We start from the raw sequence: 17804 nt of genomic DNA, 5'->3' as shown, positions 1-17804 counted from the left end.
CGTTTTTGGCACAGGGGCGGGCCGGGAGCCAGCCCCCGAAAGCTCTCGGGTGGCGCTATTCCGGGCCGAAATCATGCAACGTGGCGCAGGTCCACCCGTGGGGTGACGCCGAGGGCGTGGCAGATGTCGCGCGTCAGTTCGGGACGGTTGAGCGTGTAGAAATGCAGGTGCTCGACGCCTTCGTCGATCAGCTTGCTGCACAGCTCTGTCGCGACGGCCGTGGCCAGCAATTCGCAGCGGTCGTCACGCTCGGCGGTGCTGAAGGCGCTGTCGAGCCAACCGGGGATGCTGGCGCCGCAGGCGGTGGCGAAGCGGCGGGTGGATTGCCAGTTCTCGATCGGCAGGATGCCGGGCAGGATGGGTTTGGTGATACCCGCCTTGGCGCAGCGGTCGCGGAAGCGCAGGAACGTGTCTGCCTCGAAGAAGAACTGCGTGATGGCCTCGTCTGCGCCGGCGTCGAACTTGCGCTTGAGCCAGTCAACGTCGGCCTGATCGCTGGTCGCTTCGGGGTGCGGTTCGGGATAGGCGCCGACGCGGATCTTGAAATCGCCACGGCTGGCCAGTGCCTCGATCAGCGCGCAGCTGTCGGCGAAACCTTCGGGGTGGGGCTCGAAATTGGCGGCACCCTTGGGCGGGTCGCCGCGCAGGGCCACGATCTCTCGCACGCCGGCGGCGGCGAAGTCATCGGCAATCGCCATCGTCTCGGCCTTTGTGGCATCGACGCAGGTCAGGTGCGCGGCAACGTTGAGGCCGGACGACTGGTGCAGTGTGCCCACGGCGTCGCGGGTCAGCGCGCGGGTGGTGCCCCCCGCGCCGTAGGTGACCGACACGAAACGCGGGGCCAGCGGTGCCAGGGTCTGAACCGTGTCCCACAGGCGGAACGATGCCTCGAGCGACTTGGGTGGAAAGAATTCAAAAGAGACGGATGGGGCGGTCATGGGGCAAATCCTATGGTGAAGGCTTGTCTCCTTGTCCGCTCAAAGTGTACTAGAGGCAAATTCATAATATTCACAAAGATTATGAGGATGACCGAGTAATGCATATCGAGTTCCGCCATCTGCGCACGATCCGGGCGATCCATCAGGCGGGCGGGTTGGCGCGTGCGGCAGAGTTGCTGCACATGACCCAGTCGGCGCTGAGCCATCAGATCAAGGGGTTGGAGGATCAGGCGGGGGTGCAGCTCTTCGTGCGGCGCTCGAAGCCGATGAAACTGTCGGCGGCGGGGCATCGCTTGTTGCGCCTGGCCGAGAAAGTCCTGCCCGAGATCGAGGCGCTGGAAGCCGAGTTCAGCGGAGTGCGCGACGGCAGCGCGGGGCGGATGCATATCGCCATCGAGTGCCATGCCTGCTTTGAATGGCTGTTTCCGGTGCTGGAGCAGTTTCGTCGGAATTGGGGCGATGTGGATGTGGATATTCGGCCGGGGCTGGCCTTTGACGCGCTGCCCGCGCTGCAAAAGGAAGAGGTCGACCTGGTGGTATCGTCCGATCCCGAAACCCTGCCGGGGATCAGTTTCAAGCCGCTGTTTGATTACGAGCCGGTCTTTCTGGCCTCCTCGGCGCATCCGCTGGCGCAAAAGGCTTTCGTGGAGGCCGAGGATTTTCGCGGCGAGACCTTGATCACCTACCCGGTGGATCGCTCGCGGCTGGACGTGTTCACCGAATTGCTGACCCCGGCCAAGGTGGAGCCTGCGGCGATCCGGCAGGTGGAACTGACGGCGGTGATCCTGTTGCTGGTGGCTTCGAATCGCGGTGTTGCGGTGCTGCCTGATTGGGTGGTGCGCGAGCAGCGTACCCATGGCGACTATGTGACGCTGCCGGTCACGAGGGGCGGGCTGACCAAACGGCTTTATGCGGCGATCCGGGACGACGACGCGCAAAAGCCCTACATGGCGCATCTGCTGCGGCTGGCGCGCGAGATACCAGTGCGGTTGCAACGCCGGCCCTGATCCGGGTGGCGGGCGAGAAGGCCGCGAAATATCGGGTTCTCCTTGCGCGGGACGGCGGGCCGTTCTATAGCCGCGCTCTTAACCAAGCGGAGTCGCGTCATGGCAGTAAGTGCAAATCTGAATGTGATGATGAAGGCCGCCCGCAAGGCGGGCCGCGCTTTGGCAAAGGATTTTCGCGAGGTCGAAAACCTGCAGGTCAGCATGAAGGGCGCCGGCGATTTCGTCAGCCGCGCCGACATCAATGCCGAGCAGATCATCAAGTCCGAACTGATGAACGCGCGCCCGACCTATGGCTGGATCGCCGAAGAGGGTGGCGAAGAGCCGGGCAAGGACCCGACGCGCCGCTGGATCGTCGATCCGCTGGACGGCACGACCAATTTCCTGCACGGCCTGCCGCATTGGGCGGTCAGCATCGCGCTGGAGCATAAGGGGCAGATCGTCTCGGGGGTGATCTATGACGCCTCCAAGGACGAGCTGTTCTATGCCGAGAAGGGCGAGGGCGCCTGGATGAACGAAAGCCGCCTGCGGGTGTCGGGACGCGACAAGATGATCGAGAGCATCTTTGCCACCGGCCTGCCATTCGGCGGACGGCGTGACCTGCCGCTGACGTTGCAGGATCTGGCGCGGCTGATGCCGGCCTGTGCCGGTGTGCGTCGCTGGGGGGCTGCGGCGCTCGACATGGCCTATGTGGCGGCCGGGCGCTATGACGGGTTCTGGGAGCGACGCCTGAATCCTTGGGACATCGCGGCGGGGATCGTGATCGTGCGCGAAGCGGGTGGGCTGATCGAGCCGCTGACACCCGGCGAGGACATGCTGGAAAGTGGCGCGCTGATCTGCGCCAACGGGCCGATCTTTGACAAGTTCGCAAAAGTCATCCGGGACGCCTGAGCGCGCTTGCGCCCGGTTGGGCCGACTAGCGAGGGCTTGAGGTGTTAGCGATCTGAAGGGTGATTGACGCCATCGGTCCAGGGAATATCGCCCAGATCGCGCGGGTTCACCCCGGCAAGCGCGGCGAGGTTCACACCGTATTCATTAGGGTTCGAGCGGCGCTGGTGATGCGTGTAGATACCGCAGACTGAGCAGAAGAAATGCCGCGCGGTCTGCGTGCCCCAGCGGTATTCGGTGAGCAGGTCTGCGCCTTTCACCACCTCGACCCCGTCTAGGGGTGCCGTGACGGCCGCCGCACCGCGCCGCGCGCAATAGCTGCAATCGCAGCGCCGCGCGGTGTTCAGCCCGTCCGAAAGCCGTACACGCAATTCGACGCCACCGCAATGGCAGGTGGCCTTGATCGGGTCAGTCATCTACGTCTCACTTTGGGGATGCGCGAGCGGACCAGTTGATAGCGTGCCTCGGCATGTGGCGGCTGTCCGTGGGTCCGTGCCCAGAAGCGCGGGCCGCCCAGGCGGAAAAACACCGGCAGGGTCAGGATGATCCCGGCGACAAAGCCGCCCGCATGTGCCCAATAGGCCACGCCACCTTCGCCCGGCGTGGCACCGAAACCGCCGAAAATCTGCATCGTAAGCCAGGCGCTGAGCACCATCCACGCGGGGATCGGCAGGATCCGGAAGATGAACACGATGATGATCAGGATATCGACCTTGGCCTTGGGAAAGAGCAGCAGATAGCCCCCCATCACCCCGGCGATGGCCCCGGACGCGCCGACCGTAGGGATGCCCGACAGCGGGGCCATGACCACTTCGGACAGGGACGCGGCGACGCCTGCGGCGAGATAGAATCCGAGATAGCCCAGATGGCCCATCTCGTCCTCCAGATTGTCGCCGAAAATGTACAGAAACAGCATGTTACCCGCCAGATGCATCCAGCCGCCATGCAGGAACATCGAGGTGACGAGGCTGTGGTATTCCCGGCCATTGCTGATTTCCACCGGGTGCATCGCCCAGGACCGGAAAAAGGCGTTGAGCGCGCGGGGATCATCGAAAAGCGGCCAGTAGGAAATGAAAACCAGAATGTTGATCGCGACCAGCGCGTAAGTCACGTAGGGCGTGCGCCCCGAAGGGTTATGGTCGCGGATCGGGAACATGGGGCGGCACTGCCTTTTGCGGTTCGTCTGACAAAGGGGGAGCGATCAAGGTGCTCCCCCTGTGCAGAGTCGTGGGCGTTTTGCATCTCGACCGCAAGTCGAATCAATTGCAAATCGCCTTGCTTGGCCTGCGCCCGCAGGTGCTCAGGCAGCCCCACCCAGCAGGGCGGCGTTGCCGCCTGCGGCAGTCGTATCGACGCAGACATGGCGTTCGTGCAGCGCGTGGCCGGTGTCGGGTGCGCCGGTGATCAGCGGCAGGATCGGCCCGCTGCGTTCGCTGAGCGCCAGGGCGTAAGCGCGGGCGGTTTCCGCGTCGCCCCACCAGATTGCACCAGACAGGCCCGTGAGCGATGTCAGTGTCGCAGGCTCCACGTGACCGGTTGCGATGGTCGCGACCCCGCCCAGATCGGTAACGGCCTTGGCCTGTGCCTTGGCGGTGTCCGCGCCCGGCCCCATGCACAGCAGCGGTGCGCGGTGATGCGTGGTCAGCCGGTTCGATTCACCCGTGGGGCCGGGCAGCACCAGTGCGGCGCGCGGGGTTTCCGGGGCGGTGCTGGTCTTGTCCAGCGCCTGTTGCACGTCGCGCTGGGGCATGGCGCGTGACCATTCGCCCGTCGCCTGCGGTGCGGGCCGCGCGGTAAAGCGGGTCAGGTAGTTTGGCCCGCCTGCCTTGGGCCCGGTGCCCGACAGGCCCTCGCCGCCGAAGGGCTGGGAGCCAACGATGGCGCCGATCTGGTTGCGGTTGACATAGAGGTTGCCCGCCTGCACCCGCTCGGTCACGTATTGCACGCGGTCGTCGATCCGGGTCATCAGGCCGAAGGTCAGCCCGTAGCCGGTGGCGTTGATCGCGTCGATCACCTTGTCCAGTTCGGTCGCGCCGAACGTGGTGAGGTGCAGCACGGGGCCGAAAATCTCGCGCTTCATGTCCGCAATGCTGTTCACGCGCAGCAGCGTGGGCGCGATGTAGGTGCCGGAATTGGGGGTTTTCAACTCGTGCATCAGGCGGCCTTCGGCGCGCGCGGTCTGGATGTGGTCGGCGATCCCCTTGCGGGCGGTCTCGTCGATCACGGGGCCGCAATCGGTGCTGAGATCCCAGGGCAGACCGACCACCAAGGTATCCATCGCGCCCTTGAGCATCTTGATGAAGTCTTCGGCGATATCTTCCTGCACATAGAGGCAGCGCAGCGCCGAACAGCGTTGGCCAGCGGACTGGAAGGCGCTCTCGACGATGGCCTGCACGGCCTGTTCGGGCAGTGCGGTGCTGTCGACGATCATCGCGTTCATGCCGCCGGTTTCCGCGATCAGCGGTGCGCCGGGGGCGAGGTTCTCGGCCATGACGCGGCGGATTTTCATCGCCGTGGCGGTTGACCCGGTAAAGGCCACGCCACCGACACGCGCATCCGAGGTCAGCGCGGCGCCGACATCGCCACCGCCGGGCAGCAGTTGCAGCGCGGTCTTGGGCACACCGGCCTCGTGCATCAGCGAGATCGCGAAATGCGCCATGATGGGCGTCTGCTCGGCCGGTTTCGACAACACGGCGTTGCCAGCGGCCAGTGCCGCCGCGATCTGGCCGGTGAAGATGGCCAGCGGGAAGTTCCAAGGCGAGATGCAGGTAAAGACACCCACCGGCGGGGTGGTGGGGGCGTTGGCCCCGTAGTAGCGTAGGAAATCCACCGCTTCGCGGAGTTCGGCCACGGCGTCCATCTGGCTCTTGCCAGCCTCGCGGGCGAGGATCGCGAATAATTCGCCGAACTTTTCCTCGTAGAGGTCGGAGATGCGGTTCAGCACGGCCTTGCGCTCTGCCGGGCTGGCATCCCACGGCCGGGCACTGGCCAGCGCGGTTTCGATATCGGCGGCGCTGGCGGTGCGGACGGTGCCGGGGCTGTCGGCAGGATCGGCGGGGTTGGTCACGGGCTGCGCCTTGTTCGGCTTGGCCTTGCCCGCCAGAAGCGGCACGGCCTTCCACTGATGTGTGGCGAAGGGCGCGCGGGCCGCTTCGATCATGTCGAGGGTGGGCTGGTGCTTGAGGTCGAAGCCCTTGGAATTGATGCGCTCGGGCAGGAACAGTTCCGGCCCGGTGGGCAGGGTGGTCTTGGCCTCGGCCAGCACTTCAAAGGGATCGCGCGCGACTTCTTCTGGTGGCACGTCTTCGTCGACGATCTGGTTGACGAAGCTGGAGTTGGCGCCGTTTTCCAGCAGGCGGCGCACCAGATAGGCCAAGAGGTCGCGATGGGCGCCTACGGGCGCGTAGATGCGGCAGCGGGTGCCTTCGGCCTGCAGCACGATATTGTGCAGCGCCTCGCCCATGCCGTGCAGGCGCTGGAATTCGAATTTCGACTTGGCGTCGGGCAGGTGGCTTGCCATGTCGAGGATGGCGGCAACGGTGTGGGCGTTATGGGTGGCGAATTGCGGATAGATCCGATCGGTCATCGACAGCAGCTTGCGCGCGTTGGCGATATAGCTGACATCGGTCGCGGCCTTATTGGTGAAGACCGGGAAACCGTCGATACCTTCGACCTGGGCCTGCTTGATCTCGGTGTCCCAATAGGCGCCCTTGACCAGCCGCACCATGATCTTGCGGTCGTGCCGCTGTGCCAAATCATAGAGAAAATCAAGCGCTGCGCCGGCGCGCTGGCCGTAAGCCTGCACGACGACGCCGAACCCGTCCCAGCCGGCCAGAGCGGGTTCGCTCAGCACGGTTTCGATCACGTCGAGCGACAGGGCAAGGCGGTCGGCCTCTTCGGCGTCGATATTGAGACCCATGCCCGCTGATTTCGCCAGCAGGGCGAGCGAGCGCAGCCGTGGCACCAGCACGTCCATGACCTGTTCGCGCTGGGCGACCTCGTAGCGGGCGTGCAGCGCCGACAGCTTGACCGAGATGCCGGGGTTCTTGGCGATCTCGTCATGGGTGCAGGCCTGCGCGATGGCGGAAATCGCGCGCGAATAACTGAGGTGATAGCGGGTCGCGTCGCGGTCGGTGCGCGCGGCTTCGCCCAGCATGTCGTAGGAGTAGGTGTAACCCTTTTTTTCCATCCCGGCGGCGCGTTTCATGGCGGCTTGGATGTCCTCGCCCAGCACGAACTGGCGGCCCATTTCCTTCATCGCGCGGGCGACGGCGGTGCGGATGACCGGCTCTCCCAGGCGTTTGACCGCGCCGCGCAGATGGGCAACGGGGCCTTTCTTGTCTTCTTTCAGGACCTTGCCGGTCAGCATCAGCGCCCATGTCGAGGCGTTGACCAGCGACGAGGTGGAGCGGCCCATATGCTTGCCCCAGTCGCTGGGGGCGATCTTGTCCTCGATCAGCGCGTCGATGGTTTCGGCGTCGGGCACGCGCAGCAGCGCCTCGGCCAGACACATCAGCGCGATGCCTTCATCCGTAGACAGGCCGTATTCGGCCAGAAACACTTCCATCAGGCCGGGATCGGACGCGGCGCGAATATCGCGGACCAGATTGGCCCCGCGGGCGCTGATGCGGGCGCGATCCTCCTTGCTGAGGGCGGCCGTGGCGGTCAGCCGTTCAATCGTTTCAGCCTCGTCGGCATAGGTGCCCAGATCAATGGCGCGGCGCAGGTCAGTATGGTTTGGCATTTCGGACACTCCAAGGTGAATTGAACCTAGTTACCATAGATACATAAGTTGTTTTTCCTGATAGATCTGGATTAGAAGGAAAATAGACTGAAAAATGGAGCCTAAACGATGCAAAGTGAGCAGATTTCTCTGGACCGGTTCGACCGCGAGATTCTGCGGGTTCTGACGGGGGACGGTCGGATCAGCATCACCGATCTGGCGCGCGAGATCGGCCTGTCGAAATCCCCCACGCAGGCGCGGTTGCGGCGGCTGGAAAAAGCGGGGGTGATTACCGGGTATCGCGCGCTGATCGACCCGATCCTGCTGGGGCTGGATTATGTCAGTTTCGTCGAAGTGCGGCTGACCGATACCCGCGAGGCGGCGCTGGCGGCGTTCAATGCGGCGGTGGCGCGCACGCCCGAGATCGAGCAGGCGCATATGATCGCGGGCAATTTCGATTATCTTCTCAAGGTGCGCACCCAGAGCATGACGGATTATCGCCGGGTGCTCGCGGAACATATCTCGACCTTGCCGTTTGTGGCGGGCACGTCGACCTATGTGGCGATGCAGGCGGTCAAGGAAAGCAGCCTGATGGATATGGGCCGGGCAATCGTGATTTGACGCGGGCGCGCGGCGCGCCATTATCTGTGGGTATGCGACATTTGCTCCTCAGTCTGATCCTGGGCGTTGGCACCGCGCTGCCGGTGCTGGCCGATACTTGTCCCGAAGCGCCCGACAATAGCCAGGCGCTGGAGGCGTTGATCGCGGCGGCGCAGGCGGCACCGGATCAACAGGCGGGGCGCGAAATCTCGAACGCGATGTGGGAATACTGGACCGTCGCACCTGACCAATATGCGCAGGAATTGCTGGATACCGGGATGGAGCGGCGCGAAGCCTATGATTTTGCCGGTGCGCTCAAGGCGTTTCATGCGCTGGTGGATTATTGCCCGGACTATGCCGAAGGGTACAATCAGCGGGCTTTCGCGCATTTCCTGCGCGAGGAATACGCAGAGGCGCTGCCCGATCTGGAACGCGCGATCACCCTTGTGCCGCAGCATGTGGCGGCGCGGACCGGTCTGGCGCTGACGTTGATGCGGTTGCAGCGCACTGGCGAAGCGGCGCTGGCGCTGCGTGCCGCGCTGGAAATGAACCCATGGCTGGGCGAGCGCAGCCTGCTGCCCGTGCTGGAGGCGATGGAGCAGGAACTGTAACCGCGTGGGTTTACACGCGTCCTGCGTTGGCTATTGTCGCGCCAGATGCGGACGTGATGGAATGGTAGACATACCAGACTTAAAATCTGTTGGGGCTTGTCCCCGTGTGGGTTCGAATCCCACCGTCCGTACCAGAAGCTACCCTTGGTAACCCGGAGACTGCTGGCGCCCTGAATGAACGGGTGATTCATGCGTCGTGCGGTGTTGTGCCGATGCGGGCAGTGCCGGGAGAGAGTGCGGCGTCGGGCATGTGCAACTGCCGGCTTGGCTGCGAGGGCGTTCTCACACCTTTCGCGTCTTGCAAAACTGCCCGCTGGACCATAGGTTCCCCAAAAATTGCGGGAAGCCCCCGCCGTACACGAAGGAACACCCTATGGAAGGCGGCAACGCATTGGCGCAATTTGTCCCTCTGATCCTGATCTTCGGGATCATGTATCTCCTGCTGATCCGGCCTCAGCAGAAGAAACTGAAGCTCCACAAGGCCATGGTTGAGGCCCTGCGGCGCGGCGATCAGGTGGTGACCCAGGGCGGGATCATCGGCAAGGTGGCCAAGGTCAAGGATGACGACGAAATCGAGGTCGAAGTGGCTACCGGGGTGAAGATTCGGGTGATCAAGTCCACCATCGCGCAGGTTCTGTCCAAGACCGAGCCAGCCGAGGGCTGATCCTCCTCCCCCAAACCTGTCCGTTACGCTGAAAAGGCATCACAATGCTCCAGATCGACCTGTGGAAACGTCTCTGCATCTGGGGGCTGGTGGCCCTTGGCCTGCTGCTGGCCCTGCCCAATGGTTTCTATTCGCGGGTCGAGACTCATAATGATGCCCTTGCTGCTGTAGAGGCGGGCGTGGACCCGGCAGAGGTGGCCGACGATCTGGCGCTCTGGCCCAGCTGGATGCCATCTGGGCTGGTGAATCTGGGGCTCGATCTGCGCGGCGGCGCGCATCTGCTGGCAGAAGTGAAGGTCGAAGAGGTCTATCGCGCCCGGATCGAAGGCATGTGGCCGCAAGTGCGCGACCTGTTGCGCGACGAGCGTGACCGTGTGGGCACCATCCGCCTGCAACCGACAGAAGGTGACGAACTGGTGGTGCGGCTCAACGAGCGGCCCGAACAGGTCGCCGAGGCCGCAACGCTGGTGCGCAGTTTGGCGCGCCCCGTGGCGACGCTGGCCGGGGCAGGGGCCAACGATATCGAAGTTACGACACGCGGCGACAGCATCGTGGTGCGCCTGAGCGAGGCGGAAAAACGCGCCACCGACGAACGCACCGTGCGGCAGGCGCTGGAGATCATCCGGCGGCGTATCGACGAGGTTGGCACGCGCGAGCCGACGATCCAGCGGCAGGGGTCGGACCGAATCCTGATCCAGGTGCCGGGCATCGGCAGCGCGGCAGAGCTGAAGGAAATCATCGGCACCACCGCGCAGCTGACCTTTCAGCCGGTGGTCAGCCGGACCTCGAACAAGGACGAACGCCCCGGACCGGGCAATGAATTGCTGCCGTCGCTGGACGATGAGGGCGTTTACTACATCCTGGAGGCCGCACCGGTCGTGACCGGCGAGGACCTGGTGGATGCGCAGCCCGATTTCGACCAGAACGGGCGGCCTGCGGTGTCGTTCCGCTTCAACCCGACGGGCGCGCGCAGCTTTGGCGATTACACCGCCGAGAATATCGGCAATCCGTTTGCCATCGTGCTGGACGACGAGGTGATCAGCGCGCCAGTGATCCAGAGCCACATCCCCGGCGGATCGGGCATCATCACCGGCAATTTCTCGGTCGAGGAAAGCACCAACCTGGCGGTTCTGCTGCGCGCGGGCGCATTGCCTGCGGGGCTGGAATTCCTCGAAGAGCGCACGATCGGCCCGGAATTGGGCGCTGACAGTATCGAAGCCGGGGAACTGGCCTGTATCGTCGCCTTTGTGCTGGTGCTGGTTTACATGTTTCTCAGCTACGGCATTTTCGGGATTTTCGCGAATATTGCCCTGATCATCAACGTCGGCCTGATCTTTGGCCTGCTCAGCCTGATCGGTGCGACGCTGACATTGCCGGGCATCGCGGGGATCGTGCTGACCATCGGGATGGCCGTCGATGCCAATGTGCTGGTGTTCGAGCGTATCCGCGAAGAGATGCGGACCGCCAAGGGCCCGGCGCGGGCGATCGAGCTGGGCTACGAGAAGGCGCTGAGCGCCATCACGGATGCCAACATCACCACGTTCATCACGGCGCTGATTCTCTTTGCCATGGGTTCTGGCCCGGTGCGCGGCTTTGCCATCACGCTGGGTCTGGGTATTCTGACCTCGGTCTTTACCGCGATTTACGTCACCCGCCTGATCGCGGTGATGTGGTTTGCCCGCAAGCGCCCGAAAACCGTGCTTCAGGGCCGTGCGCTGCGGCTGGTGCCGGATGAGACCAAATGGGATTTCTTCCGCCGTTGGAAGCTGTCGCTGGGGCTGTCGGCTGTCCTGATCGTCGCTGCTATCGGTTCGTTCGGCACGCAGGGTCTGAATTTCGGGATCGACTTCAAAGGTGGCACGACGATTCGTACCGAGAGCACGCAATCGGTTGATATCGGCCAGTACCGCGACGCCATCACGCCGCTGGGGTTGGGGGATGTGACGATCACCGAAGTGTTCGATCCCACCTTCGGTGACGATGAGAACGTCGCCATGATCCGCATCCAGGCCCAGGATGAGCAGGAAGCGGTCAGCCCAGAGGTGATCGCGCAGGTCGAAGCGGCATTGCAGGGCGCGGTGAGCGATATCAAGTTCACCTCTGTCGAGAGCGTCGGGCCGAAAGTGTCGGGCGAACTGATTACCACGGCGGCCATTGCCGTCATCCTCGCGATCGGCGCGGTGCTGATCTATATCTGGCTGCGCTTTGAATGGCAGTTCGCCGTGGGGGCCGTGGTTGCGCTTGTCCATGACGTGGTTCTGACCATCGGGGTCTTTTCCGAGGTGCAGATCCAGTTTGACCTGACGATCATCGCAGCGCTTCTGACCATCGTGGGCTATTCGCTGAACGATACGGTGGTCGTGTTCGACCGGGTGCGCGAGAACCTGCGAAAATACAAGAAGATGGAGTTCAGCGAAGTGCTGAACCTGTCGATCAACGAGACGCTGAGCCGGACGATCATGACCTCGGTGACCACGTTGTTGGCACTGGTCGCGCTCTACATTCTGGGCGGGGATGTGATCCGGGGCTTTGTCTTTGCGATGATCTGGGGCGTGATCGTGGGGACCTACAGTTCGGTCTTCGTGGCTTCGACGGTCCTGCTGTGGCTGGGCGTCAAGCGCGACTGGTCCAAGCCGGACGCCAACACCGGCAACCAGTTCGCCAACGTGGATGCCTGACGTACTGAGCGCCGCGCTGGATCTGCCGGGGTTCTGGTGGCTGGTTGCGACGATTGCGGCGGCGGGTATCGTGCGCGGGTTCACCGGGTTTGGCACGGCGCTGATCTTTGTTCCTGTTGCCGGGCTGTTCCTGCCGCCGGCCCATGTGGTGGCGGTGATCACGCTGACCGGGCTCGCCAGTACCGCGGCCCTGCTGCCGCGCGCCTGGGGGCAGGCCGACCGGCGTGAAGTCAGCTTGTTGGTGCTGGCGGCATTGCCGATGGTGCCGCTGGGTTTGTTCATCATGGACCGGCTCGATGCGCTGACCGTGCGCTGGGTGGTGACAGGAATTGCAGGCGGGACACTGATCGCACTGGTTTCGGGCTGGCGCTTCTCGGGCAAGGTCAGATTGCCGGGGCTGTTGGGCATCGGGGCGGTTGCGGGTGTCATTGGCGGGATGACCGGGCTGACCGGCCCGGCGGTGATTCTGTTTTACCTTGCAGGCAGAGCGGCGGCGCAGTCGGTTCGGGCCAACACGATCCTGTTTCTGGCGGCGCTGGATGTGGTTATCGTTGCCAATCTGCTGTTGCGCGGCTTTGCTGGCTGGCAGCTGGTCTGGCTGGCGGGGCTGCTGGCGATACCCTATTTCGTTACCACGATGATCGGGCAGGCGCTGTTTGATCCGACGCGCGAGCGGCTCTATCGTTATGCAGCCTTTACGGTGATCGGGCTGGCGGTGGTCAGCGGCATGCCGGTCTGGAGTTGAAACGGCGCGCCGTATCGGCGATGCGCGCCAATATGCTGAAACGTGACGGGAGAGCGCTATGCAGATGCACGAGATTTCATTCCCCCAGGCCACGCCGATCGACGGCTATGGGCCGGGATTCTTCCGGGTGGGCGGCAAGGTGTTTCACGGTCCCGTCTGCGTGACGCAAACCGGCGCGCGCGGCTGGGGCGGGTTGGACGACATCCAGCCGCTGCTGGATCTGCTGGACGAGATCGACGTGCTGTTTCTGGGGACGGGGGCAGAGATCGCGCATATTCCGGCCGCCCTGCGGGCCGTGCTGGAAGAGGCGGGGCTTGGTGTCGAAACGATGAATTCGCCTGCTGCCTGCCGGACATTCAATGTGCTATTATCCGAAGGGCGGCGTGTGGCGGCCGCATTGTTGCCGGTCTGAACCCTCTGCCACGGCCACATATGGACTAAGCCCGTCACATGACACTCAGCGTTCACGATCTGACCATTGCCCGCGGCGGCATTGCTGTTCTGGAGGATGTCAGCTTTGCACTCGATGCGGGTGAGGCGCTGATCCTGCGCGGGCCGAACGGAGCGGGCAAGACAACGCTGTTGCGCACGGTTGCAGGGCTGCAAGCGCCGGTGAGCGGGCGGATCGAGGCGGATCGCGATACGATCGTCTATGCCGGTCACGCGGACGGGATCAAACCGACGCTGAGCGTGGCGGAGAACCTGATTTTCTGGGCGCGGGTGTTTGGCCGCAGAAGCATTTCGCACGCGCTGACGGCGTTCGAGCTGGGCCCGCTGGCAGATCGCCCGGCGGGCGTGTTGTCGGCCGGGCAGAAGCGGCGGCTGGGGCTGGCACGGCTGCTGGTGACGGGGCGCGAAACCTGGTTGCTGGACGAACCCACCGTTTCGCTGGACATGCATGCGACGGCACTGTTTGCCGGGGTTGTGCGCGATCATCTGGTGGCAGGTGGTTCGGCGCTGATTGCCACGCATATTCATCTCGGGCTGGACGAGGCCGATGTGCTGGACGTGACACCGTTTCGCGCCAAGCCGCAGACGCTGACCGATTTTGACGGGGCGTTCCTGTGATTGCGCTGCTGATGCGGGATCTGCGGCTCGGGGTGCGCGCAGGGGGAGGCTTTGGCCTCGGGCTTGCGTTTTTCCTGATCGTCGTGACGCTGGTGCCCTTCGGGGTCGGCCCGCGCCCGGAGCTGCATGCCAGCATCGCGCCGGGCATCCTGTGGTTGGGGGCGTTGCTGGCGTGCCTGCTGTCGCTGGACCGAATTCTTGCGCTGGATTGGGAGGACGGATCGCTGGATCTGCTGGCGACTGCGCCCTTGCCGATGGAGGGGCTGGTGAGCATCAAGGCGCTGGCGCATTGGCTGACCACCGGGCTGCCGCTGGTATTGGCCGCGCCGGTACTGGGGGTGCTGCTGAACCTGCCCGCATCGGGTTATCTGCCGCTCACCTTGTCGTTACTGCTGGGCACGCCCGCGCTGAGCGTGATCGGCACGTTCGGCGCGGCGCTGACAGTGGGGATCAAGCGTGGCGGGCTGTTGCTGAGCCTGCTGGTGCTGCCGCTTTACGTGCCGGTGCTGATCTTCGGGGCCGAGGCGGCGCGGCGCGGCGCTGAAGGGCTGGGATATGCCACACCGTTGATAATGCTGGCAGGGATCACCTGCGGCACAATCGCGCTCTTGCCCTTCGCTTCGGCTGCGGTACTAAGGGTAAATCTTCGCTGAGACACAAGGAAGGACCAGACCCGGCCATGCGTTCGCTCTGGGAATACGCCAATCCGAGGAAGTTCATCGAAACTTCTGACCGGCTGCTACCGTGGGTCACGGGGCTGGCGTTGATCACGCTGGTCACGGGGCTTGTCTGGGGCTTCTGGTACACGCCCGAAGAGGCGCGGCAGGGGGCCAGCGTCAAGATCATCTTCCTGCACGTCCCGGCGGCCCTGATGGCGATCAACGCCTGGCTGATGATGCTGGTCGCGTCGCTGATCTGGATCGTGCGGCGGCACCATGTCAGCGCACTTGCGGCGCGGGCCGCCGCCCCGGTGGGGGCGGTGATGACGGTTATCGCGCTGGCGACCGGTGCGCTTTGGGGGCAGCCGATCTGGGGCACGTGGTGGGTCTGGGACCCGCGCCTGACGTCCTTCCTGATCCTGTTCCTGTTCTATCTGGGATATATCGCGCTGTGGGAGGCCATCGAGGACGATGATACCGCAGCGGACCTGACCAGCGTGCTGTGCCTCGTGGGATCGGTCTTTGCGGTGCTCAGCCGTTATGCGGTGAATTTCTGGAACCAGGGGCTGCATCAACCGGCTTCGCTGAGCCTCGACAAGGAAGAGAACGTGGCGGACGTGTTTTACCATCCGCTGCTGTTGAGCATCGCGGGGTTTATCCTGCTGTTTGTGGCCTTGGTCCTGCTGCGGACCCAGAGCGAGATCCGTGCGCGGCGGATGCGCGCGCTGCTGGCGCGGGAGCGGATGGAATGATGCCGGAACTGGGAAAATACGCCTTTGCGGTGCTCGGCTCTTATGTCGTTTCCATCGGGTTGCTGGCGGTGCTGGCGTGGCTCAGTATTGCGCGGGCACGGCGGATCAAGGCGCAACTGAGCGATGTCGAGAAACGGAGCCGCAAAGATGGCTAGGATTTCACCATTGATGATCGCGCCGCCGTTGCTCTTTGCCGGGCTTGCGGCGCTGTTTTTCGTCGGCATGCAGCGCGGCGACCCGGACGCGTTGCCGTCCGTCTTTATCGGCAAGCCTGCGCCGGAGGTGCCAACCACCGCCCTTGAGGGGCGCGCCGAGCTGACCGACGCCATGCTGCGCGATGGTGAGGTCACGGTGGTCAATTTCTGGGCCAGTTGGTGCCCGCCCTGCCGCGCCGAACATCCCAATCTGCACGCACTGAACGAAGAGGGCGTGCGCGTGGCGGGGATCAACTTCAAGGACGATGCCGATCAGGCCAACAGCTACCTGGACGATTCGGGTGATCCGTTTATCGGCATCGGATTTGATCCGAAGGGCCGCGCCGCGATCAATTGGGGTGTGACGGCCCCGCCAGAGACGTTCATCATCGGTGGTGACGGCACGGTGCTTTATAAATTCATCGGGCCGCTGGTGGGCAGCGATTATGAGCAGCGCTTTCGTCCAGAGCTGGAAAAGGCGCTGGGGCGCTGACAGTAGACCTGCCTGAAACCGTGATGTTATCCACGGCCAGCGCCATATTTCATGTCAGTTTTTAACCATCGTGCGCGTTGCTCACATGATGGCTTGTCGGGCGGGGCAGGGCGGTCAGGCTGCGGGTTCCGGCACCGTCTGGGGCGCGATCAGCGGCAGGTCCTCGCGCTGCATGCGGTCGCGGAACCGCCGGTAGCGGCCACCGCCCCGTGCGATTGTCCGGGCGGGTTCGTAACGCATTGCGCTGTCATCGCTGGCGAGGATCGCGGCCACCTCGGCGCGCGCCGTGGCGGGCAGCATCTCCATCGCCTGCGCTGCGGGCAGCAGGCTTTCTGACGGGGCGCCTTCGGCAAAGACGATGTGATGGGCATCAAGCAGCAGGTGGTAATAGGCGATCGGCCGCGCTGTGCGATCAATGGTGATGCCGCGCAACCCCACCAGCTTGATCGCGGGGATCAGAACTTCTGCGCTGTCAAAAGCCATGGCCGCCGCCGGTCCGGAGACCAGCATCCGGTGCTGACGTGATACGAGCAGGTCGCGCCGCGGCAGGCCGGACCCAAGCGCGCCGGCGGCGATTTGGGCGGGGCGCAGACGGGCATTGCTGCGCTGTGCATCGGCGTCCACATCCAGCCGCCCGATCCAGCGCAGCGGCTGCAGGCCATCATCCAGCGTGCGGATGCGATCACCGATGCGCAGGCTTTCGACAGGGCGCGGCCCCTGTGCGGTGTCGATCAACGTGCCGTTGGTGAAGCAGACCGCGCCCGTGATGGTAATCGTGATGTCTTGGGTGTCGAAACGGCCATCGGCATCAAGCATGCGCACGGTGAAGGTATCGATGAGCGTATCGCTGGGGTCGAGCGCATGGACCACGGGATTGCTGTCATCGAGGTCATAGCTCCAGGTGCCGGTCGTGGGGTTGATGGTGGCGGTGCCGTAGCCGGCGGCGCTGGAAATCGACCATGTATCGTCGTTGTTGCCGGTCCCGAAGCCGACGTCGTCGAGATCGCCCGAGATCACGATGCCTGAATTCTCGGTCACGGCGCCGGTCGTCTGACCACCTATTGTCGGGGCTCCCATCGGTCAGCCTTCGTCCAGGTGGCGGGCGAACTGGCCCACGCCGTAGGACCGCACGGTGATCGGCATGTCAGCCGCCGGGCGGGTCCATTCGATGATGCGATAGCGCGTGCCCTTGGCGTTGTGCCACAAGGTGCGCAGGCGGGTTTCGTTCGGTGTATTGGCCAGAACCTTTAGAATGTCGCGGGTGTGCCCGAAGGGGGCGACGAAATCGATCATCCATTTTGACTGCCCGCTATTCCAGTGGCGCGGCATCAACGGTTCGTGGCGGAGCGCAAAACGCCGCTCGGCCCCGTCCGAAAGCCCGGCCCAGGTCACGAAGCCACGCGGATAGCCGCGCGAGCGGAAGATTCGGTATTGCCCGAGCCGTAGCGCGACCTCCAGATGTGCGGTCGCCGCAGGCAGAGCCATCGTGGCGTGGTATCGGCTGAGGCTGAGAAGATAGGTCATCGCGCCCAGATCGGCGAGCGCGGATTGCGGCAGATCGAACCAGTCGTCGGGAAAGGACCCTGCGGGTTGATCGGGGCCCGGACGTGCGTGATCAAGCGTCGCGAGGTGTCGCATCGACGCCTTGATGAAAGTGTCCTGATCGAAGCTTGCCGCTTGCGTCATGTCTCTCTGTTCAAACGGTCATATGCTTGTCTTATGCTGATCCCGGCTCTTGTGCGAAGAGAGAGCCAGCGCGCGCCACGCCATTTATGGCGCGTGCTGGC

The 17804-nt window shown here is 64.0% G+C and carries 19 protein-coding genes and 1 tRNA gene; 14 read left to right on the top strand and 6 right to left on the bottom strand.

Going from position 1 to position 17804, the window contains the following annotated elements; all coding sequences use genetic code 11:
* Positions 1 to 71: 71 nt before the first annotated feature.
* A complete protein-coding gene (gene metF / locus O3306_RS03810) occupies positions 72 to 938 on the bottom strand; it encodes a methylenetetrahydrofolate reductase [NAD(P)H] (RefSeq protein WP_272003538.1) in 867 nt (288 codons plus the stop codon).
* A 98-nt stretch (positions 939 to 1036) separates the two neighbouring features.
* On the opposite strand from metF, the gene O3306_RS03805 reads away from it, so the two are divergent.
* Together O3306_RS03805 and O3306_RS03800 are read left to right on the top strand one after the other, a co-directional pair.
* Positions 1037 to 1945 (top strand): LysR family transcriptional regulator, encoded by a 909-nt coding sequence (locus O3306_RS03805; RefSeq protein WP_272003535.1) that lies wholly within the window; start codon positions 1037 to 1039, stop codon positions 1943 to 1945.
* Between the two features lie 99 nt (positions 1946 to 2044).
* Positions 2045 to 2833 carry an inositol monophosphatase family protein gene (locus tag O3306_RS03800; protein ID WP_272003532.1) on the top strand — a complete coding sequence of 263 codons (789 nt, stop codon included), beginning with the start codon at positions 2045 to 2047 and terminating at the stop codon, positions 2831 to 2833.
* A gap of 44 nt (positions 2834 to 2877) precedes the next feature.
* On the opposite strand, the gene O3306_RS03795 is transcribed toward O3306_RS03800, so the two are convergent.
* From O3306_RS03795 to putA, 3 genes are all read right to left on the bottom strand, one after another.
* On the bottom strand, positions 2878 to 3246 hold the full coding sequence (locus O3306_RS03795) for a GFA family protein (RefSeq protein ID WP_272003530.1): 369 nt from the start codon (positions 3244 to 3246) through the stop codon (positions 2878 to 2880).
* Positions 3243 to 3986 carry a rhomboid family intramembrane serine protease gene (locus tag O3306_RS03790; protein WP_272003527.1) on the bottom strand — a complete coding sequence of 248 codons (744 nt, stop codon included), beginning with the start codon at positions 3984 to 3986 and terminating at the stop codon, positions 3243 to 3245. The genes O3306_RS03795 and O3306_RS03790 overlap by 4 nt, the downstream gene beginning before the upstream one ends.
* 144 nt (positions 3987 to 4130) lie before the next feature.
* Positions 4131 to 7574 carry a bifunctional proline dehydrogenase/L-glutamate gamma-semialdehyde dehydrogenase PutA gene (putA, locus tag O3306_RS03785; RefSeq protein ID WP_272003525.1) on the bottom strand — a complete coding sequence of 1148 codons (3444 nt, stop codon included), beginning with the start codon at positions 7572 to 7574 and terminating at the stop codon, positions 4131 to 4133.
* Positions 7575 to 7682: 108 nt separating this feature from the next.
* Between putA and O3306_RS03780 the strand changes: the two genes are divergently transcribed.
* The 12 genes from O3306_RS03780 to O3306_RS03725 all read left to right on the top strand — a co-directional run bounded on the left by O3306_RS03780 (position 7683) and on the right by O3306_RS03725 (position 16017).
* Positions 7683 to 8174, top strand: coding sequence for an Lrp/AsnC family transcriptional regulator (locus O3306_RS03780; RefSeq protein ID WP_272003522.1), 492 nt, complete (start codon positions 7683 to 7685; stop codon positions 8172 to 8174).
* Between the two features lie 32 nt (positions 8175 to 8206).
* On the top strand, positions 8207 to 8764 hold the full coding sequence (locus O3306_RS03775; RefSeq protein ID WP_272003520.1) for a tetratricopeptide repeat protein: 558 nt from the start codon (positions 8207 to 8209) through the stop codon (positions 8762 to 8764).
* A 47-nt stretch (positions 8765 to 8811) separates the two neighbouring features.
* Positions 8812 to 8898, top strand: a tRNA-Leu gene (locus O3306_RS03770).
* Between the two features lie 239 nt (positions 8899 to 9137).
* Positions 9138 to 9428, top strand: coding sequence for a preprotein translocase subunit YajC (gene yajC / locus O3306_RS03765; protein WP_272003518.1), 291 nt, complete (start codon positions 9138 to 9140; stop codon positions 9426 to 9428).
* A 44-nt stretch (positions 9429 to 9472) separates the two neighbouring features.
* Entirely contained in the window at positions 9473 to 12106 is a 2634-nt protein-coding gene (secD, locus tag O3306_RS03760) for a protein translocase subunit SecD (protein ID WP_272003516.1), read from the top strand.
* Complete coding sequence (locus O3306_RS03755) at positions 12099 to 12851, top strand: sulfite exporter TauE/SafE family protein (RefSeq protein ID WP_272003513.1); 753 nt, start codon at positions 12099 to 12101, stop codon at positions 12849 to 12851. Before secD ends, O3306_RS03755 begins: the two co-directional genes overlap by 8 nt.
* Positions 12852 to 12909: 58 nt before the next feature.
* Positions 12910 to 13263, top strand: coding sequence for an Mth938-like domain-containing protein (locus tag O3306_RS03750; protein WP_272003511.1), 354 nt, complete (start codon positions 12910 to 12912; stop codon positions 13261 to 13263).
* 38 nt (positions 13264 to 13301) lie between these two features.
* Positions 13302 to 13919: a heme ABC exporter ATP-binding protein CcmA gene (gene ccmA, locus O3306_RS03745; RefSeq protein ID WP_272003508.1), complete on the top strand. Its 618-nt coding sequence runs from the start codon at positions 13302 to 13304 to the stop codon at positions 13917 to 13919.
* On the top strand, positions 13916 to 14572 hold the full coding sequence (ccmB, locus tag O3306_RS03740) for a heme exporter protein CcmB (RefSeq protein WP_272003506.1): 657 nt from the start codon (positions 13916 to 13918) through the stop codon (positions 14570 to 14572). Before ccmA ends, ccmB begins: the two co-directional genes overlap by 4 nt.
* Before the next feature lie 26 nt (positions 14573 to 14598).
* Positions 14599 to 15330 (top strand): heme ABC transporter permease, encoded by a 732-nt coding sequence (locus tag O3306_RS03735; RefSeq protein WP_272003504.1) that lies wholly within the window; start codon positions 14599 to 14601, stop codon positions 15328 to 15330.
* Positions 15327 to 15485, top strand: a complete 159-nt coding sequence (gene ccmD / locus O3306_RS03730) for a heme exporter protein CcmD (protein WP_272003503.1) — start codon at positions 15327 to 15329, stop codon at positions 15483 to 15485. The genes O3306_RS03735 and ccmD overlap by 4 nt, the downstream gene beginning before the upstream one ends.
* Entirely contained in the window at positions 15478 to 16017 is a 540-nt protein-coding gene (locus O3306_RS03725; RefSeq protein ID WP_272003501.1) for a DsbE family thiol:disulfide interchange protein, read from the top strand. The genes ccmD and O3306_RS03725 overlap by 8 nt, the downstream gene beginning before the upstream one ends.
* 114 nt (positions 16018 to 16131) lie before the next feature.
* Here the strand turns inward: O3306_RS03725 and O3306_RS03720 are convergent, their stop codons facing one another.
* Both O3306_RS03720 and O3306_RS03715 read right to left on the bottom strand, forming a co-directional pair.
* Entirely contained in the window at positions 16132 to 17094 is a 963-nt protein-coding gene (locus O3306_RS03720) for a Hint domain-containing protein (RefSeq protein WP_272003499.1), read from the bottom strand.
* 3 nt (positions 17095 to 17097) lie between these two features.
* Entirely contained in the window at positions 17098 to 17703 is a 606-nt protein-coding gene (locus O3306_RS03715) for a toxin-activating lysine-acyltransferase (protein ID WP_272003497.1), read from the bottom strand.
* Positions 17704 to 17804 lie beyond the last annotated feature (101 nt).

This window comes from Roseovarius sp. ZX-A-9 (assembly GCF_028369135.1).
GTDB lineage: Bacteria > Pseudomonadota > Alphaproteobacteria > Rhodobacterales > Rhodobacteraceae > Roseovarius.
The sequence above is the reverse complement of the archived record's forward strand: the minus strand, read 5'-3'. Positions and strand labels throughout refer to the sequence as shown.

Excerpts from the sequence above, each read along its gene's own strand:
- metF (WP_272003538.1), bottom strand. The coding sequence starts at position 938 with ATGACCGCCCCATCCGTCTCTTTTGAATTCTTTCCACCCAAGTCGCTC.
- O3306_RS03805 (WP_272003535.1), top strand. The coding sequence starts at position 1,037 with ATGCATATCGAGTTCCGCCATCTGCGCACGATCCGGGCGATCCATCAG.
- O3306_RS03800 (WP_272003532.1), top strand. The coding sequence starts at position 2,045 with ATGGCAGTAAGTGCAAATCTGAATGTGATGATGAAGGCCGCCCGCAAG.
- O3306_RS03795 (WP_272003530.1), bottom strand. The coding sequence starts at position 3,246 with ATGACTGACCCGATCAAGGCCACCTGCCATTGCGGTGGCGTCGAATTG.
- O3306_RS03790 (WP_272003527.1), bottom strand. The coding sequence starts at position 3,986 with ATGTTCCCGATCCGCGACCATAACCCTTCGGGGCGCACGCCCTACGTG.
- putA (WP_272003525.1), bottom strand. The coding sequence starts at position 7,574 with ATGCCAAACCATACTGACCTGCGCCGCGCCATTGATCTGGGCACCTAT.
- O3306_RS03780 (WP_272003522.1), top strand. The coding sequence starts at position 7,683 with ATGCAAAGTGAGCAGATTTCTCTGGACCGGTTCGACCGCGAGATTCTG.
- O3306_RS03775 (WP_272003520.1), top strand. The coding sequence starts at position 8,207 with ATGCGACATTTGCTCCTCAGTCTGATCCTGGGCGTTGGCACCGCGCTG.
- yajC (WP_272003518.1), top strand. The coding sequence starts at position 9,138 with ATGGAAGGCGGCAACGCATTGGCGCAATTTGTCCCTCTGATCCTGATC.
- secD (WP_272003516.1), top strand. The coding sequence starts at position 9,473 with ATGCTCCAGATCGACCTGTGGAAACGTCTCTGCATCTGGGGGCTGGTG.
- O3306_RS03755 (WP_272003513.1), top strand. The coding sequence starts at position 12,099 with ATGCCTGACGTACTGAGCGCCGCGCTGGATCTGCCGGGGTTCTGGTGG.
- O3306_RS03750 (WP_272003511.1), top strand. The coding sequence starts at position 12,910 with ATGCAGATGCACGAGATTTCATTCCCCCAGGCCACGCCGATCGACGGC.
- ccmA (WP_272003508.1), top strand. The coding sequence starts at position 13,302 with ATGACACTCAGCGTTCACGATCTGACCATTGCCCGCGGCGGCATTGCT.
- O3306_RS03735 (WP_272003504.1), top strand. The coding sequence starts at position 14,599 with ATGCGTTCGCTCTGGGAATACGCCAATCCGAGGAAGTTCATCGAAACT.
- ccmD (WP_272003503.1), top strand. The coding sequence starts at position 15,327 with ATGATGCCGGAACTGGGAAAATACGCCTTTGCGGTGCTCGGCTCTTAT.
- O3306_RS03725 (WP_272003501.1), top strand. The coding sequence starts at position 15,478 with ATGGCTAGGATTTCACCATTGATGATCGCGCCGCCGTTGCTCTTTGCC.
- O3306_RS03720 (WP_272003499.1), bottom strand. The coding sequence starts at position 17,094 with ATGGGAGCCCCGACAATAGGTGGTCAGACGACCGGCGCCGTGACCGAG.
- O3306_RS03715 (WP_272003497.1), bottom strand. The coding sequence starts at position 17,703 with ATGACGCAAGCGGCAAGCTTCGATCAGGACACTTTCATCAAGGCGTCG.